The following is a 17,724-nucleotide window of genomic DNA, read 5'->3' on the forward strand; positions in this document are numbered from 1 at the left end:
GAGCAGTATGATGAGCTCAGGAATGATTGTAGCCGGTATGTGGAAGTAGCGTGGAGTTCAGGAGGGATAATGCCAGCTTCACCGCAATAAACGCAACATCCTTCTGCTGTTGCATCACTTCTTCTATGCGCTCCCACGTAATACCCTGCCGGTGTGCGACTGTCAGCAACGTTATGCACGCAGCGATGGTTTCCGGTTCTATCGGGTTGATGGTCCCTTCGAGGCTGCGCCACCGTTTGGTGTCTTTACTGAGCAACCGCGGGCGTGTGTGCATACGCGTGAGAAGCGGTTTCCAGGCAGCGGTGAGGTCTGCGGCGGTAGTGCATTCTTCGGTGGCATCGAAGGCTTCGAGGTATAGTCGCATAGGGATCTGCAGGCGTCCTACGGGTTCCTGCCAGGCGGTGATGTCTACAGGAGTATCTTTAAAATAGCCGCTTAATAATTGGTAAAACTGCAGGTCTGGTGTCGGTGTGGGGCCCACTTCCATCTCCGGGGACTGGTTACAGCAGATCGCGGCGATGATGCCGTAGGTGTCTGCGGCGCGCATAAAATAGTCTGTCGCCCGGGAGAACCACTTCCTGGCGGCAGTCTGATCGAACAGCATTTCGTAGCCGGCGGCCTTCATATAGCTGCCGGCGATCGTCGGCAGGTCGTCTGACTGTCCCGCATCGAGGTAGGTAGCATAGCTGCTGTAGGCGTTGGCCAGCGTGGTCAGCGCTTCTTTGTCGAGCTGGAGTAAGGAAGTAAAATCGGTCATCGCCCTGCAACTTACAATTTTATTCTATGGTATGCACAACCGGGCCGGTATAGGTGAAAAGGCCAGATATACCCGGTGATCATCAGGAAACAGTAAACCGGTTTATGCACGCCGGACAACGGAGACCGTATCATCAGGATTTAGAAACGAAATAGCCTTCCTTATGGGAAGGCTATCATCTTCATTATCGGGGACATCAGTTAAGGTGTTGTTAGCGCTGGCTCGGGTGCCAGTTGCCTGAACCGCGCCTGGAAGAAACGCAGGTATTTGGGTTCCATGGTGAACGCCAGTCCTGGTATACTGTCCCTGTTTTCATATGTTTCTATGATGGCATCCGCAACCACATCCATATGAGAAAGGGTGTATACTCTTCTGGGTATGGCCAGCCGCACCAGTTCCAGTGATGGATAGTGGTGATCGCCGGTTTCTTTATCACGACCGGCAGACACGATGCCTCTTTCCACGGTCCGTACCCCGCCTGCTTCATACAGCGCTACGGTTAGTGCCTGGGCGGGAAAATGGGTTTGCGGGATATGCGGCAAAAAGCTGCGGGCGTTGAGGAACACGCCGTGGGTGCCGATAGGGTTCAACACCGGGATACCGGCTTCTTTCAGCAGGTTGCCCAGGTAATGCACCTGGTACACGCGGGCGGCGATATGCGCTTCTTCCAAAGATTCGGTGATACCAATGGCCATGGCTTCCATGTCACGTCCGGCAAGGCCGCCGTAGGTATGCATACCCTCGTATACGATCACCAGATTTTTGGCTTCCTCGTACAGGCCTTCGTCGTTCAGGGCAAGGAAACCGCCGATGTTGACCAGGGCATCTTTTTTACCGCTCATGACGGCGCCGTCTGTCAGCGAACAGATTTCCTTTACGATGGAAGCGACGGTCCTGTCGGCGTAACCGGCTTCATGCTGCTGTATCATAAAAGCGTTTTCCGCTACGCGGGCCATGTCATGGATGATGCGGATACCATGCTGTTGCGTGAGTTTTCGCACCTGTTTCATGTTTTCCAGTGATATGGGCTGTCCGCCGGCCATGTTCACAGTGGTGGCTAAACTGAGATAGGCGATATTGGCTGCGCCTGCCTTCCGGATGATATCTTCCAGCTTCTGCAGGTCTATATTTCCTTTGAAGGGAAAGTCTGAATCAGGATCATGGGCTTCGTCGGTGATAACGTCGGTAAAATTGCCGCCTGCCAGTTCCTGGTGCAGCCGTGTAGTAGTAAAGTACATGTTACCGGGAACATACATGCCCGGCCGTATCAGCAGGCGGGCGATCAGGTGTTCTGCTCCTCTGCCCTGATGCGTAGGGACCACATACTTGTATCCGTAGTATTCCTGTACCACGGTCTCCAGGTGATAGAAGTTGCGGCTGCCGGAATAAGCTTCGTCGCCCATCATCAGGCCGGCCCACTGGCGGTCGCTCATGGCGCTGGTGCCGCTGTCGGTCAGCAGGTCGATGTAGACGTCCGCAGATTTTAGCTGGAAAGTGTTAAATCCGGCGTCTTCAATCAGCTTTTTGCGTTCTTCGCGGGAGGTTTTTCGCAGCGGCTCTACCATCTTGATTTTGTAGGGCTCTGCCCAGTGAGATTTCTTCATAAGATAGCTAAGATTGTTTTGGGTGAAAGGCGATGTTCTTGAAAAATAACTACCGTCACTGCGATGGGAGCTACAGGCAGTATGATTAAATTTAAGATAACCATGTTTTTCTGAAAAAATCATCCTATGCACACTGATTTCTCCGGCTTACATGCCACCGCTGAACATACGGGAAACATCCTCCGCCATATAACCAATCACTGGGTTTCCTGTTGTGTATACACCGCCGCCAGGCTGAACATTGCTGATATACTATCCTCCGGTCCCATGGAGTTAAACGCGCTGGCAACTCAAACGGGCACACATCCACCGTCGCTTCACCGCCTGCTGAGACTGCTGGCGGCCAATGGTGTTTTTGAAGAGCAAACACCTGGTGTATTTGCGAATACCCCTGATTCCATCGCGCTGATCGGCGATATACAAGGCAGTATGAAAGCCTTTTTGCTGGCAGAGATGGGAGAATTCTACTTTCCTTGGGGGAACCTCGTTGACAGTGTCAGAACAGGAAAGACGGCTTTTGATGAACACTATGGAGAAAATCTCTGGGACCATTATAAAAAACATGCGGACAGAGGGCTGAATTTTATGAAAGCCATGACCGCGGTGACCAGCTTCCTGAGTCCGGCCATCCTGGACAGGTATGATTTCTCCGCTTTTAAAACGATTATCGATGTCGGCGGTAGCAACGGTTCCCTGTTGTCCGCTATCCTGAAAAGTACGCCAGGGCCGTCGGGGATTGTCTTCGATGTTCCTTATGTAGTAGAACAAACCACTGCGCTGCTGGCGGCTGACCCGTTGTTACACCATCGTTGTTCTGCCGTCAGCGGCAACTTCTTCGAACAGGTGCCGGCGGGCGCAGATGCCTATCTCCTGAAAATGATCATCCATGACTGGGATGATGAAGACTCCGTGCGCATCCTGAGCGTTGTAAGCAAAGCGATGAAGCCGGAGAGCAAAATCCTGATTGTAGACGGCGTCGTTCCCGAAGGCAACACTTTGCATGGCGCCAAATTCATGGACGTGAACATGCTGGTGGTGACAGGCGGCAAAGAAAGGACCGCCGCGGAGTTTGAAGCGTTGTTCCGCCGCTCCGGATTGCGGCTCACACGTGTCATTGACCTCGATATCACCGAGGTGAGTATCGTGGAAGGGGAGAAGTTATAACGGTAAATCATAAAAAGGCCGTATTTTCAGCCTCGTTTCAGTAAATCCCGGAGTGGCCATAGCAGGGGAGCGACACAGTTTCAGGACAATTATTGTGGCAGAAGGTAACGGAGAATGGGTGGAGATGATAATACGGTCTCTTGGAGAACTGCAAATTTTCCATTAACTTGATTATCGAGTTCGTTATCTACCCAATTTTATTAACCGGAATATTTATCCACCTATATGTATTGAAGGTATGTCTTTAAATAATGATGAGTTACTCAAAATAGCACAAAATGATTTAAGAATTACCCAGACAGAACTGGATGCTACAAAAGCTGAGTTACTAACCTCCGCTGCAGCATTGAAGAAAGTAGAAGACAAGTTGCTGTTAATCCGGAATAGTAATGCAAAATTACGGGAAGAGAATCAACGATTAATGGAAAGCTCCATTCCTGAAGCGGGCGGGCAGCTTGCATCTGCGGAGAGCGTAAGGGGTTTAGAAGATGTTCAAGGTAAATTAACTGCCTTAAATGAAAAATATAAGGTAGCCTGCGGTGTATACGCTGAACTGGAGCGAAAAGTATTACTATATCAGGATACACTTGATTTGGCAGACTATGGATTGTATGTTCCTAAATATGGTTTTGAGTTTCCTGAACAATATAAACTGGAGCTGGAACACATCTACCAGAAACAAAAGGAGCTGATTGCTAAAGATAAGGCGGTATTGTGTAGTAAGCAATGGACGGTAGGAGGAAGTGTTGCAGAAGGTCAAAAGTTAATAGCACAATACTCCAAACTAATGTTGTATGCATTTAATGGAGAATCTGACGCTAACATTGCGAAGGTTAAATGGAACAACGTCGTTAAAATGGAGCAGCGCATTAAAGCTGCTTTCATAAACATTAATAAGTTGGCTGCAACTCATCATACCCGTATTACTGAAGGATATCTGGAGCTAAAATTGAAGGAGCTTTATCTGAATTATGAATACGAGCAGCGAAAGAATGATGAAAAAGAGGAGCAGCGTAGGATAAAAGAGCAGATAAGAGATGAGGAAAGGGCCCAGCGGGATTATGAGAAGGCACAACGTGACGCAGAAGACGAAGAAAAGCGCTTTGAAAAAGCATTGGAAAAGGCTCGACAGGAGATAAGTAATAATAACAACGATCCTCGGGCGCTAAACGCCTTAAATGATAAGGTCCGGCAGTTAGAAGACCAGCTCAGAGAGGCGCATGAAAGAAAAGAACGGGCAATATCTATGGCTCAGATGACAAAAGCCGGACATATTTATATTATCTCTAATATTGGCTCCTTCGGGGAAGAGATATTCAAAATTGGAATGACTCGCCGTTTAGATCCGCATGACAGGGTAAGAGAGCTTAGCGATGCTTCAGTTCCTTTTCAGTTTGATATTCATGCTATCATTTACTCGGAGAATGCACCAAAACTTGAATACGATCTGCATCAGCAGTTTAAGGATAAGCGCATAAATAAAGTGAATAATAGAAAAGAGTTTTTTAATGTGAGTCTGGATGAAATAGAAGAATTTATAAAGAAGCAAGGAAATGCGGATATCATGTTTACAAAGCTGGCTGAAGCCAGAGAATATAGAGAAACAATGGTAATATTAGAAAGACTGAGCCAGCAGGTAGACCGTCAACAGTCTCATGAGCAAACTTTCCCTTCAAGTTTACTTTAAGTTTGCAGGCAGTCCCGGGCGATAGTTATTGCAGTAAGGTACTAGCTTCTATTCTGGAAACCGGAGAAAAGCCATTGGTTTTTGAGAATTTCATATTTGTAATGAAATTAGTCATAGAGTCTGAAGGGTCAAGCATTTCAAATCTAAGTTTGTTCAGTGTATCCCGATTGATAGCCGTTGCCAGAATTGTTTGCTCTTCCTCCCTGCCAGTGCTGGTGTTGAGTAATTGTGTAGAGGCATTTACCACTACGAGATTTAAAGGGAGGTACGCAAAGGCCTCTCTGGCTATTCTCAACGCGCAGCTACACACATAATCCTGATATAACTCATTGAATTTACCGATTGGCATATTCTTTTTTGATAGTTTACCCCTGGCGGTTTGTGATAAAACGTAATTGGGGATAATGTTTATTCCGTTTACATGAAGATCTACAACGATATTGTCCGGGGTTACACTGAATGTTAGTCTGGATCCAAGTTCGTCCATTTCATCAAATGGTTTAAAAAACTGTAAGGCTTCTCTGAAAGCGCTGCTTTCTCTGTTTGAAATTCCATTGGAGATTCTTTGAAGCGCATGCCAGTCTGTTAGGTCGGTTTCATACTGTTTGAGATTTTCTGCGAATAATTCGGCGTCTTTCTTTTTCGCAGCCGCTACCGCTGACTCCAGTGCTTTAGTTTTTTTGATGGCGGTGCCGAACAGTTTATCGAAAAAAGATGGCTTGTACCGCTGTAAATCTTGGCTTGCAGCTATTTCATGATCTTTGGTCATAAGAGGTTTGACGGGGGCTGGTTCTTGTCGTACCATGTACCAGTCAAGTTTCTCAGAGGCGTTTTTGTGAATGGACTTTATAAATAGAATATAATTTTCATAATCTCTTATTGCTGTTGATACATCTGCAATTTCACGCTGCTGTTGCTGTATTTTATATTGTTTAGCAATTTCACGGGCTCTTTTTTGTTGTTCTCTTTCAGCTTTGCGGACAGCAGCAGTATAGGATCTGATCGCGCCTTTAAATGTAGTCATAGTGAAGGGTTGATAAAATGGATTAGAATACTTCTAAAATACAAAAAAGTATGCATTTAAAAAAGACCCCCTATGTATATAGCTGCCCTGTTTAACAAGTTGGTAGGCCCAAGGGTTATATTTTTATAGAAAAGGTTGTAAGGTAGCACTTACAACCTTTTGCTTTTTACTTATATCTCAATGATCTTCGGCACATGCCCGGCATATGCCAGGAAATCCTGCATGATCCAGTCCATGCTGACTTTCATATAACTTGTCGTGGTACCGTCGCTGCAGCCATACCCTTCTTCGGAAAGCACGTCCTTGTCAATGACTACCTGTACTTGGTTGTCTTTATCCAGCAGTACGCCGAAGATGGTGGTGGCGCCGACGGTGGTGCCCAGCATCTTATCCAATAATTCCGCCGGGGCAAAAGATACCCGGGGGATATCCATTACGCGGCTGAAGTCCTTGGTGATAAAGGGTTTGTCAGCAGTGGTGACGAACAGGTAAAAAGCTGTCTGCTGGCGATTGCACAGAAACAGCGTCTTTACTGTTTTCATGTTCAGCTGGCGGTTGATGATGAGACAGTCTTCCATGGTAATGGCTTCATCGTTGTCTACCCGCTCAAACGGTACATTTTGCTCCTGCAACAGGCGGTAGACCATCTCTTGTAAAGTTGTCCTAAAGGTCGCCGGTGGCGTAGTTTTTACTTCACTGATATAAAACATGCTCAACTTTCTTTTTTTGTTTTTGACGATTTGTAATAGTTCATAGCCGCAATGGAAGCCAGCATCATGATAATGCCCGCTATCTGCACCGGGCTGATGGCTTCATGCAGCACAATATAGGCACATAAAACGGCCACCGGAAATTCTACCGTCATCAGGATGGCGCTGGTAGCGGCGCCGATTTTCGGAATACTGGCGGCAAAAAGGGCAGTGGGTATAGTGGTTCCCACCGCAGCGAGGAATACTGCCCACAAGAGGAACGTGTAATTCAGATGACTGTCGGATACGATCGTGCGGGCATTGACAATAAAAATTATCAACGCGGAACCGATCATAATGAGCGTACTTTTGGACTGCCACTTTACTTCTTTGCCCACCCTGCTATTGGCCACAATATACACCGCATAGGTGAAAGATGAGGCCAGGGCAAAAGCCATTCCCCGCCAGGAGAAGGACAAAGCCTCCGCCTGGAACAGGTTGCCCGCCATAACGGTACCCACCAGGATAAAGAGCACGATGGCCAGCTCCAGCCTGCCCGGCCGCTGCCGGAAAATAAGCCATTCCAGCAATAAACTGAACCAGGTGAACTGCATCAGGATCACAATCGCCAGCGACGCAGAAATATAACTTACCGACAGGTAATACAGGAAATTCGTCAGCCCTATAAGGCTTCCTACTAACAACAATGAGATCGCTGACTTCCCCCGCAACTTCACCCGGTTAATCTTGCGATTGGAGAACAACAGGGCCACCCCCAGCAGCACCGCAGATATGAGGGACATAGAAAAAGCAATCTCGGCGGCATGATAGCCTGATGCATAGGATAGTTTTACGAACGAGGACATCGTTCCGTACATGATCCCTCCCAACAAGACCATGAGCGAATATTTAAAATTTTTCATTTCAGGATTTGTCTGATAAATACTAAAGAATAACCACGTGCTGAGCAGAGGCTAAACAACCCTGAAATATCAGAAAGGAAAACATACGGAAATCTGTTCCCGTCATACAAACGGGAATATCATGCGTTATCCGGTTATTCAGCCCTTAGGCTACCGGCGGAGGTGTATTGGAAGAGAAAAAACGCTGCATAGTATATTTATATATCCGTTAAAGATAATAAAAAAATCGGTTGTTCCTGCCCCGCAAGGTAGTAGTTTCATCACAGCATTATCCGGTTGTGCAGCATACGCACCCGTGTGGTAATGGGGAAAGGCGGCTGGTGCTGCTCTTTGGAGCCGCCTATAATTATAGGCCGGCATATACCGGGAACATATATTGGCAGCAATGCTAAAAAAAGGGAGTTAATAATCCCTTAATATTCCACTGTTATTTTTGCTTCCATCAAAAATGAGCTGTCTGATGGAAGACTCCACGCTGATTCCAATACTGTTGCACGACTGGCTGGCCGGAAATGACCTGCAATTTAAACCACTCTTCGAGTATTATTTCCCCCGGCTGAAACGCTATACCATGAGTTATACCGATGATCCGGCTATCAGCGAGGAACTGGCCATGAATGTCATGCTGAAGGTATGGCAGCAGAAATCGAGGATCGCCACGCTCAACGACTTCAACAGCTACCTTTTTACCATGATGCGCCATGAGACGGTGAGCATGCTGCGCCGTAAAAAAACGCTGATGACACTCAGCGTCCGGGAAGAAGAGGCGCCCGCCACCGAGAACATCAGCGAAACGGTCAGCTACCGGGAACTGCTCACCCGCTACCACGCTTGCCTCGACAAGCTACCGCCCCGCCGCCGGGAAGCGTTTATCCTTAACCGTGAACGGGGCATGAGCTATGCAGAGATCGCAGCGCGCCTGAACGTATCCATCTTCACCGTGCAGAATCATATCGCCGCCTCGCTGAAGTTCATCAGGAGAGAACTGCACGACTACGCCGATTTCCTGATGCTGGCAGCCGTTGTACTAGTGCCAATGTTAACTGAATATTAATTCCGGTTGCTTCAATAGTTTGACCAGCCATCGGCCGGCGTCCTTAAGGATGAATCGATCACTATGGCAGATTTTCAACCGGACAGCCTCCTGCTGACCCGCTATTTCGAAGGTAAGATTTCCGATCCCGCTACCCGCGCGGTTATTGAGGCATATATCGTCAGCGGTAAAGACGCGGCGTTTGTACAAGCCTGTATGGAAGCAGCATGGGCCGGCGCCAGTTCCGCAACGCCTGACAAGGCTTCTGATAATGACTGGCAACAGTTCCGCCGCCTGGCAGGCATCACTGCCCAACGCCGGATGCTATACCCGCAGATCGCGGCAGCCGCTACGCTGCTGTTGCTCGTAACAGTGGCCACATGGCTGTTTTTTAAGCCCAGGCCCCGGCAGCCGGCACTGGCCTGGCACACCATCACCGCAGCGCCGGGAACACCCCGCCAGGTGCAGCTGCCGGACGGCTCCCAGGCCACCATTTTCCCCGGTTCCGCTATTAGTTATGTTCCTGCATTTAATGCCGCCATCCGCGAGGTCCGCCTCTCCGGCCGCGCTTTTTTTAATATCACCTCCGCTGCTGACCGGCCATTCCTCGTCACCTCCGGGAAATATACCACACAGGTGCTGGGTACCGCTTTTGAGGTAGATGACCGGAGCCGGCTTACCGTAACGCTCCTCTCCGGAAAAGTAAGACTGTTAGGCTACCATGGTCAACGGCTCACCGATCTCCAGCCTCAGCAACAGGTCATCGTCGACAAACAGGCCGGAAGCTTCCGCCTGGCTGCTGTAGCCGCCGATGCAGCCACCAGCTGGACCACCGGCCAGCTCACCTTCGATCAGGAGAAATTAAATGCCGTCTGCGAGGACTTGCAGCAATGGTATAACGTAAAAATCCGTATCACCGGAAAAGAACTACTGCAAAAGCGTATCACCGCAGAGTTCAAACAGCTGCCGCTGCCCGCGGTAATGGACATCCTCTCCCAGACCGCAGGGTTCCGGTACCGGCAGGAAAAAGATACCATCGTGATCTACTGAAATATTAAACGCCCCGGTGCAACGGGGCGCTTAAAATAGCAACTGACGGGTTTGTCAGCCAAGTAACCTGAAATGCAGGCATAAACCACCTGCACCTAAAATCAATTGTAAAATAATGAAAACATTTTTATTGCATCGGATACTGATGCTGTTTTTTCTCCTGTCGGTCAGCAGCCGGCTGCTGGCGCAGCAGGACCGCACGCTGAATTTCAGCAGCGGCACACTGACGGTAAGGCAGTTTATCCAGCAGATGAAAAGCCAGCAGCAACTGCAGGTAACGTTCGATGAAGAAGTCAATGCCCTGCTATCCCGTACCGTCAACGTCCGTAAACACACCGCCACCCTGAAAGAAGCCCTCGGCTGGCTGGCTACGGACGTGTCCATACAATGCCGCATCGTGAATAACTACGCTATCCTCAGTGTAGCCCCTACCGTTAAAAAACAGGATGCGCCGCCAGCTGCGCCTGCTATGGAGTTGCCACCACCTTCCACCAAAGCGCTGGGAGAAGTAGTGGTAACGGCGCTGGGCATCAAAAAAGCAGAACGTAACCTGGGCTATTCCATCTCCCAGCTCTCTTCAAAAGAGGTGAGCGATGTACCACAGCCCAATGTGATGAACAGCCTGGCCGCACGCGTGCCGGGCGTCAGCATCCGCAGCACCGGCTCCGATCCCGGCTCCAGCGTGATGGTCACCATCCGCGGACAATCCTCTATCAGCAAAGACAACCAACCCTTATACGTGATCGACGGAGTGCCCGTGGCGCCCGCCATCCAGAACCCCGCACAGGCGGTAGACGGCAAACAGACCGTTGACTACGGCAGCCCTATCAGCGACATCAGCGCCGACGATATCGCCAGCATCACCGTACTGAAAGGCGCCAGCGCCGCCGCGCTTTACGGCAGCCGCGCCGGTTCCGGCGTGATCCTCATCACCACCAAATCCGGCGCCGCCAAAAAGGGCCTCGGCGTCAGCTTTAACTCCACCGCGATGTTCGATAAAGCGTGGATGTTCCCCCACTTCCAGAACGAATTCGGTAGCGGCGACTGGGCCGGAACAGATAATACCCTCAGCACTTCCGCATGGGGACCCAAACTGAACACCGGCCGTAAACTGGTACAGTGGAACAGCTCCCTCGATGAAAACGGTAAACCAGTGCCCCTGGAATGGAAAGCCTATCCCAACCGCGTGAAAGACTTCTTCCGCACCGGCCGCACCATCACCAACAATATCGCCGTGTCTAAAAGCGGCGACGCCGGCAACTTCAGGATCTCCTACGCCAACATGCAGAACCAGGGCATCGTTCCCAATACAGACCTGAAACGCAATAACCTCACTTTCTCCGGCACCTACCATCTCAATAAATCCATCCATGTCAGCAGCAACATCGCCTATACGAACAGCACCAGCGATAACCGCCCCTCTGCCTACACGGAAAGCGTGACCATGCAAACGTATAAACTGGCGCCCAACGTAGATATCCACGCCCTGCGCAACTACTGGGTACCGGGAAAAGAAGACCTGCAGCAGTACAATCCCTATAGCAGCGACGATAACCCATACCTGATCGCCTACGAAGAAACCAACAGTTATAACCGTAACCGTATCACAGGCAACGTACAGGTGCAGCTGGACCTCCGGAAAGACCTGAGCCTGATGCTGCGCACCGGGCTGGATTATTATTCCCTGTCGGAAGACCAGAAACGGCCGTTCAGCGCGAAAAGAAACCCTAAAGGCGCTTTCGTGTTGGGAAACAGTCAGTTCAGGGAACAGAACAGCGACTTCCTGCTGACTTACAAACCGGAACTGAAAAATAATTTTAAACTCTCTGTCGCCGTAGGCGGCAACCGCATGGACCAGCAGCAGCAGTCCAACCAGCAGTCAGCCGGAAGCCTTACCCTGCCGGGCATCTACAACCTCTCAAATGCAGCTGCCGGATCGGTGATCAACACACAGTCACGGTCGCATAAACGTATCAACAGCATCTACGGGATGAGTGAGATCAGCTATAATGATTATCTCTTCCTGAACCTTACTGCGAGAAATGACTGGAGCAGCACACTGCCTGCGTCCAACAACTCCTATTTTTACCCCTCCGTATCTGTGAGCGCTATTCTTTCAGAGATGCTGAACATCCAATGGCGGCAACTGTCTTACCTTAAATTAAGAGCCAACTGGTCGCAGGTAGGCGCTGACACCGACCCTTATCAGCTGTTCAATACCGTACCTTTCGATACCGACTGGGGCACCGTAAAACGCGCCACCATCAGCTTCAGCCAGCGTAACAGCCTGCTGAAACCGGAGATCGCCACTTCCTACGAAGGAGGGCTGGACGTCAGCTTCTTCAAAGACCGTTTAGGCCTGAACGTTACCTGGTATAAAACCAACAACAGGAACCAGATCATCCAGGTGCCCACCACCATCGCCTCCGGCGCCAGCAGTATGCTCATCAATGCGGGCAATATCCAGAACAGCGGCTGGGAGATAGCACTGAACACCGTGCCCGTAAAGGGAAGGTTCACCTGGAAGTCTGATATCAATTTTACCCGTAACCAGAACAAGGTCATCTCGCTCACACCCGCTGTGACCAGCTACATGCTGGGCAGCACCGACGGCAGCAATATCGTCTACCTGATAAAAGAAGGCACCAAAATGGGAGATTTCTATAGCAGAAGCTGGGTGAAAGTAAAAGAAGGCCCCTACGCCGGACAAGCCCTGCTGAACAGTAACGGGTTGCAGCGACAAGACCCGGAACTGGTGAAGATCGGTAACTATAACCCGGACTTTATGGTGGGCTTCAACAACAACTTCCATTATAAAAACCTGACGGTGAACTTCCTGATCGACTGGCGCCAGGGCGGGTCCTATTACTCTTATGTGGCCAAAAGCCTTATACAGGACGGTCGTACCACGAATACGCTGTATGGAAGGGATGCAGCACATGGCGGTCTTACCTGGACAGACGCCAACGGCGTTAAGCGCGACGACGGTATGCTCATGGAAGGGGTGATCGACAAAGGAAACGGTACCTACAAGCCCAACGATGTCATCATCGCCGCTGCCGATTATTACGATAACAAATACTGGAAATACTACGAGAACGAAACCTACAGCGCCACTTACGTGAAGCTGAAAGAAGTGTCCGTTACCTATGCCTTCGGCCGTAATGTGATGCGTCGTATTCCTTTCCTCAGCAACCTGTCACTTTCCCTGATCGGTAATAACCTGTACACCTGGACCGCAGCCAATAACGGCTATGATCCGGAAATTACGATGAGCCTCTCCAACCAGCGCTATCAGGGCGTAGGCCACTGGACGCTGCCGGGAACAAGATCTTATGGCGCTAAACTGAGTTGCAATTTTTAATTCATTCATATCATGAAACCATATAAAATAATGATAGGTCTGCTGACGGTACTAACGTTTACCGGCTGCACGAAAGACTTCGGGGATATCAATACCAACCCCAACAATCCGTCCGTTACCCGGCCGGAATACCATCTGACAGAAGCGATCACCCAAACAGCCTATGCGTATGCGGAGAACGGATTTGCCAGAAGACCGGCAGCGCTGGGCAGGTACATCACCCTGATCAGGAATAACGATTATGAACTGTTCCGCTGGACGGCCGTAGACTGGTCGGACATCTACCAGCGCGCAATGATCGTGAAGACTATGCAAAAGGAAGCTGCCGATATGAAACAACCGGCCTACGTGGCGGCGGGCAAAGTGCTGATGGCATTTAACATCGCCTACCTGACGGACCTCTACGGAGATGTGCCTTACTCGAAAGCACTGCAATCAGTGGAGAACGGTAACATCAAACCTACCTACGACAAACAGGAAGATATCTACGGCAGTCTCCTGAATCTGCTGAAAGAAGCCAACGCTGAATTGAAAAACAATGGCGCCGGTATTGACACAAAGGCTGACGCCATGTTCGCGGGAGATGCCCTGAAGTGGCGTAAACTGGCTAACTCCCTGCGTTTGCGGATGCTGCTCCGTTGCTCCAAAAACTATCCCGCTGCCTGGACAGAGATGCAGACCATCCTGAACAATAAAGCAGACTACCCGGTCATGGAAAGTAACGCCGATAATGCTGAAGTAGGTTATCTGGGAGTGAAAAAAGATGACAGCTGGGCCGGCGGACCGCTGAATATGATTGATAATGATTTTCAGAAAACGAAGGCCAGCAAGGAACTGGTGGATGCGTTGTTGTCCCGTAATGACCCCAGGCTGGAACTGTGGATCGCTCCGGTGAGCAGTACAGAAGGCGCCACCATCGACAAAAATAAATACGTAGGTATCCCGCACGCCTATACGAACCCGGGCGATTATAACGGAGGTGAAGCACACCAGTCTACTTTGTCTTCTTTCTTCAGACAGAATAAGCCGGCCACCTACAAAGCCAGCCTGATGTTGTATGCGGAAGTATGTTTCATTATCGCGGAAGCGATACAGTCCGGCAAGGTGACCATGGCGGGTACTACAGCAGAGGACATGTATAACAGCGGCATCAGATCTTCCATGGAATATTATGGCGTGCAGGCGGAAGCGCAACAGCGTAAGTACTATGAGCAGTCCATCGTGAAATACAATGGCACGCTGGAGCAGCTGATCACCCAGAAATGGATCGCCATGACATTCCGTGGCGCCGAAGGATGGTTTGATTTCCGTCGTACCGGTTACCCGGCGTTTGTGGTTGGCCCGATGGCTTTCCAGAAGACTTTCCCGGTAAGATATGCCTGGCCTATGACGGAGCAGGATGTGAACCTGGACAACTATCACGCGGCTATTAAGGTATTTGGCGCGGATGATATCAACACAAAAATGTGGTACCTGAGATAAGAACGATTGCTATATGGAAAAGAAAGTATTAGGGAGAAGGAATTTCCTGGGAGGGATACTGAAAGCCGGCGCCTTGCTGCCGCTGGCAGGAACACCGGTATTATCTGCGGTGGCGGCGCCGGTGGAAGGAGGGGCTTACAAAGCGTCAAGCGTTCCTGACCGGATTATTCTGAATATTACAAAAGATCCATCTACCATGGCGGCCATCACCTGGCGTTCAAACACCGCTGCCACGGCATATGTGGAATACGCTACAGCAGACGCCCGTCCGGCCTTTGCAGCGAAGGCTACGCGGGTCACTGCAAAAGCGGCGCCGCTGCCGGATGTATGTCATCATAGCTTCATACTGACAGGACTGCAGCCGGATACGCTGTACACCTACCGCGTGGGCAACGATAACGGCTGGAGCGAATGGCTCCAGTTCCGCACGGCCGCCGCCGCCGGGAAGTTGTCCTTTATTTATCTGGGCGATGCGCAGGTGGGCATCAGGCCTTTCTGGAGCCGCGTGGTCCGGAAAGCCTATGCACAGTTGCCTGACGCGCAGCTGATCATCCATGCCGGTGATCTTGTCAACCGTGCCAACAACGACGATGAATGGGGACAATGGTTCGAAGCCGGCGGGTATATCCACGGGAGCGTACCGTCGCTGGTAACACCGGGCAACCACGAATACACGCACGAAGATGGTTTACCGCACCTGTCCGTTCACTGGAAAAAGCAGTTTACCCTGCCGGAAAATGGCACCGGCCTCGATGAACTGGAAGGCTCCGTTTTTTATACAGACATACAGGGCGTACGATTTATCAGCCTCAATACCATGATGATGGAAGAAGCCACTTCGGATTCGCTCCTTCATGCGCAGCAGCAGTGGCTGGAGCAAACGCTTGTATCCAACCCGCACCCGTGGACCGTGGTAACCATGCATCATCCTGTTTTCTCTACAAAAAAAGGCAGGAGCAACGAAAAAGTTAAAACATGGTTTAAACCGCTTTTTGATAAGTATAAGGTAGACATCGTGCTGCAGGGACATGATCATGCCTATGGCAGGGGAATGCAGCAGGTTGCTCCTTACGGTACCGCCTATGTGGTGTCTGTAAGCGGGTCCAAAATGTATGACTACGAGAAAATGGAATGGGCCGATATCGTTACCGGGCATCTGCAGATGTACCATCTCATCACTATCGATCGGCACCGTCTTGACTTCAGGGCCTATCTCGCCACCGGTGAGCTGTTCGATGCCTTTGTGCTGGAGAAACGCGCCGGTAAACTTAACAAATTCAAAGACAACAGACCTTCATGAAAACCCATACTACACTGTTGCTGGCAATACTCCTTGCCGGCAACAGCCTTTTGGCGCAACAGCCGGAACGGCCAAAGCTGGTCGTAGGCATTATGATAGACCAGATGCGGTGGGACTACCTGTACCGGTATTATAACCGTTACGGCAATACGGGATTTAAACGTTTGCTCCGGGAAGGGTTCAGCTGCGAGCAAACGATGATCGACTATGTACCGTCCGTTACCGCCAGCGGCCACGCCGCAGTATACACCGGCGCCGGTCCCGCAATGAACGGTATTGTGGGCAACGACTGGTATGACCGTCAGACGGGGAAGTCCGTTTATTGTGTGTACGATAGCGCGGTCAACACGATCGGAGGTGCTTCACCCACAGCAGGCGGTATGTCGCCCCGCCACCTGATGAGCACCACCATCGGAGACGAACTACGTATCGGTACTGGTTTTCAGAGCAGAGTAGTAGGCATCGCGCTGAAAGACAGGGCGGCGATATTGCCCGCCGGCCACGGCGCCAACGCCGCCTTCTGGTACGACGACGCCACCGGCAATTTCATCACCAGCTCCTGGTATATGGACAGTCTGCCTGCATGGGCAACGGCTTTCAACAAAGAGCAACGTGCTGCCAGCTATATACAGCAGCCGTGGAAAACATTATTCCCGCTTGCTTCCTATACCGCCAGCACGGCAGATGATAAACACTATGAGGTGCCTCTGCCGGGAGAAGATAAGCCGGTGTTCATCCATCAGTTCAACAAAGGGAAAGACTATGGTCTGCTCAAATATTCGCCACTGGGCAACACACTGACGCTGGATTTTGCAAAGGCGGCTATCCAGGGATATGCCTTAGGCAGCACGGCCACGGATATGCTGGCGCTCAGCTTCTCTACCCCGGATATCGCCGGCCATAGCTTCGGTCCCGATGCCATCGAAATGGAAGACATGTACCTTCGGCTGGATAAAGAACTCGGCGAATTCCTCACCTGGCTGGACCAACGCTACGGCAACGACTACCTTGTGTTTCTCACCGCAGATCACGGCGCTATCAATTCACCAGGCTTTCTGCAGGACCACCGTCTGCCTGGCAGGGCCGAGAAAATAGGCCGGGCGGCCGCGCTTAATGAAGCCATCAGCAAGCAGCTGGGCGTGCCTAAAGCCATCCTCTCCGACGCCGGTTCGCAGCTGTACCTCGATACGGCCGCTATCCGTAAGGCCGGCGTACCGCTGGCATCGGTGCAGCAGTTGATAAAGGCGCAACTGAAAGCTATGCCCGGTATCGCCGACGTGATGACCGCGGAAGAAATGCACAACGGCTATCTCCCTGCTCTATTCAATGATATTTACCTCAACGGCTGGCATGCCAAACGTAGCGGGGACATGATGGTGATACCCGCGCCGGGCGTGAAGAACGGCAGCATCATGGGGACAACGCATGGAACGATGTACCCTTATGATACCCATATCCCATTGATATGGTTCGGCTGGGGGATCAGCCATGGCGTTAGTTATAGAAATATCGGGATGACGGATATTGCAGCCACGGTATGTGCCCTGTTGCGGATACAGATGCCGGGCGGAAGTACAGGGAAGGTGATAACCGAGGTGATGGGAAAGTAATAAACCGCGCATAAGACGGAAATAACCAACGATAGTC

13 protein-coding genes are annotated in these 17,724 nt (G+C 50.6%); 8 read left to right on the forward strand and 5 right to left on the reverse strand.

Annotated elements, in window-relative coordinates; translation table 11 throughout:
• Nucleotides 1–16: 16 nt before the first annotated feature.
• Nucleotides 17–757, reverse strand: coding sequence for a hypothetical protein (locus B5D63_RS28725; protein ID WP_078672304.1), 741 nt, complete (start codon nucleotides 755–757; stop codon nucleotides 17–19).
• 200 nt (nucleotides 758–957) lie between these two features.
• Nucleotides 958–2,361 (reverse strand): tyrosine phenol-lyase, encoded by a 1,404-nt coding sequence (locus tag B5D63_RS28730; RefSeq protein ID WP_078672305.1) that lies wholly within the window; start codon nucleotides 2,359–2,361, stop codon nucleotides 958–960.
• 126 nt (nucleotides 2,362–2,487) lie between these two features.
• Here B5D63_RS28730 and B5D63_RS28735 point away from each other — a divergent pair, with 126 nt between their 5' ends.
• Together B5D63_RS28735 and B5D63_RS28740 are read left to right on the forward strand one after the other, a co-directional pair.
• The gene (locus B5D63_RS28735) at nucleotides 2,488–3,525 is read left to right on the forward strand and encodes a methyltransferase (protein WP_078672306.1); all 1,038 of its coding nucleotides are present in this window, start codon (nucleotides 2,488–2,490) and stop codon (nucleotides 3,523–3,525) included.
• A gap of 238 nt (nucleotides 3,526–3,763) precedes the next feature.
• Nucleotides 3,764–5,212 carry an SNIPE associated domain-containing protein gene (locus B5D63_RS28740; RefSeq protein ID WP_078672307.1) on the forward strand — a complete coding sequence of 483 codons (1,449 nt, stop codon included), beginning with the start codon at nucleotides 3,764–3,766 and terminating at the stop codon, nucleotides 5,210–5,212.
• 25 nt (nucleotides 5,213–5,237) lie between these two features.
• On the opposite strand, the gene B5D63_RS28745 is transcribed toward B5D63_RS28740, so the two are convergent.
• The 3 genes from B5D63_RS28745 to B5D63_RS28755 all read right to left on the reverse strand — a co-directional run bounded on the left by B5D63_RS28745 (nucleotide 5,238) and on the right by B5D63_RS28755 (nucleotide 7,848).
• The gene (locus B5D63_RS28745) at nucleotides 5,238–6,236 is read right to left on the reverse strand and encodes a hypothetical protein (RefSeq protein ID WP_078672308.1); all 999 of its coding nucleotides are present in this window, start codon (nucleotides 6,234–6,236) and stop codon (nucleotides 5,238–5,240) included.
• A gap of 170 nt (nucleotides 6,237–6,406) precedes the next feature.
• Nucleotides 6,407–6,946: a prolyl-tRNA synthetase associated domain-containing protein gene (locus B5D63_RS28750; RefSeq protein WP_078672309.1), complete on the reverse strand. Its 540-nt coding sequence runs from the start codon at nucleotides 6,944–6,946 to the stop codon at nucleotides 6,407–6,409.
• Between the two features lie 2 nt (nucleotides 6,947–6,948).
• On the reverse strand, nucleotides 6,949–7,848 hold the full coding sequence (locus B5D63_RS28755) for an EamA family transporter (RefSeq protein ID WP_078672310.1): 900 nt from the start codon (nucleotides 7,846–7,848) through the stop codon (nucleotides 6,949–6,951).
• A gap of 460 nt (nucleotides 7,849–8,308) precedes the next feature.
• Between B5D63_RS28755 and B5D63_RS28760 the strand changes: the two genes are divergently transcribed.
• From B5D63_RS28760 to pafA, 6 genes are all read left to right on the forward strand, one after another.
• A complete protein-coding gene (locus B5D63_RS28760; protein ID WP_159456206.1) occupies nucleotides 8,309–8,902 on the forward strand; it encodes an RNA polymerase sigma-70 factor in 594 nt (197 codons plus the stop codon).
• Nucleotides 8,903–8,965: 63 nt separating this feature from the next.
• Nucleotides 8,966–9,931 carry a FecR family protein gene (locus B5D63_RS28765; RefSeq protein ID WP_078672312.1) on the forward strand — a complete coding sequence of 322 codons (966 nt, stop codon included), beginning with the start codon at nucleotides 8,966–8,968 and terminating at the stop codon, nucleotides 9,929–9,931.
• Nucleotides 9,932–10,046: 115 nt separating this feature from the next.
• Nucleotides 10,047–13,295, forward strand: coding sequence for a SusC/RagA family TonB-linked outer membrane protein (locus B5D63_RS28770; RefSeq protein ID WP_235021646.1), 3,249 nt, complete (start codon nucleotides 10,047–10,049; stop codon nucleotides 13,293–13,295).
• Nucleotides 13,296–13,307: 12 nt separating this feature from the next.
• Nucleotides 13,308–14,777 (forward strand): SusD/RagB family nutrient-binding outer membrane lipoprotein, encoded by a 1,470-nt coding sequence (locus tag B5D63_RS28775; RefSeq protein ID WP_078672313.1) that lies wholly within the window; start codon nucleotides 13,308–13,310, stop codon nucleotides 14,775–14,777.
• A 13-nt stretch (nucleotides 14,778–14,790) separates the two neighbouring features.
• Nucleotides 14,791–16,077, forward strand: coding sequence for a purple acid phosphatase family protein (locus tag B5D63_RS28780; protein ID WP_078672314.1), 1,287 nt, complete (start codon nucleotides 14,791–14,793; stop codon nucleotides 16,075–16,077).
• Nucleotides 16,074–17,687, forward strand: a complete 1,614-nt coding sequence (pafA, locus tag B5D63_RS28785; protein ID WP_078672315.1) for an alkaline phosphatase PafA — start codon at nucleotides 16,074–16,076, stop codon at nucleotides 17,685–17,687. The genes B5D63_RS28780 and pafA overlap by 4 nt, the downstream gene beginning before the upstream one ends.
• The last annotated feature ends 37 nt before the right edge of the window (nucleotides 17,688–17,724 follow it).

It is taken from the genome of Chitinophaga eiseniae (assembly GCF_900167135.1).
GTDB classification, from domain to species: Bacteria; Bacteroidota; Bacteroidia; order Chitinophagales; family Chitinophagaceae; genus Chitinophaga; species Chitinophaga eiseniae.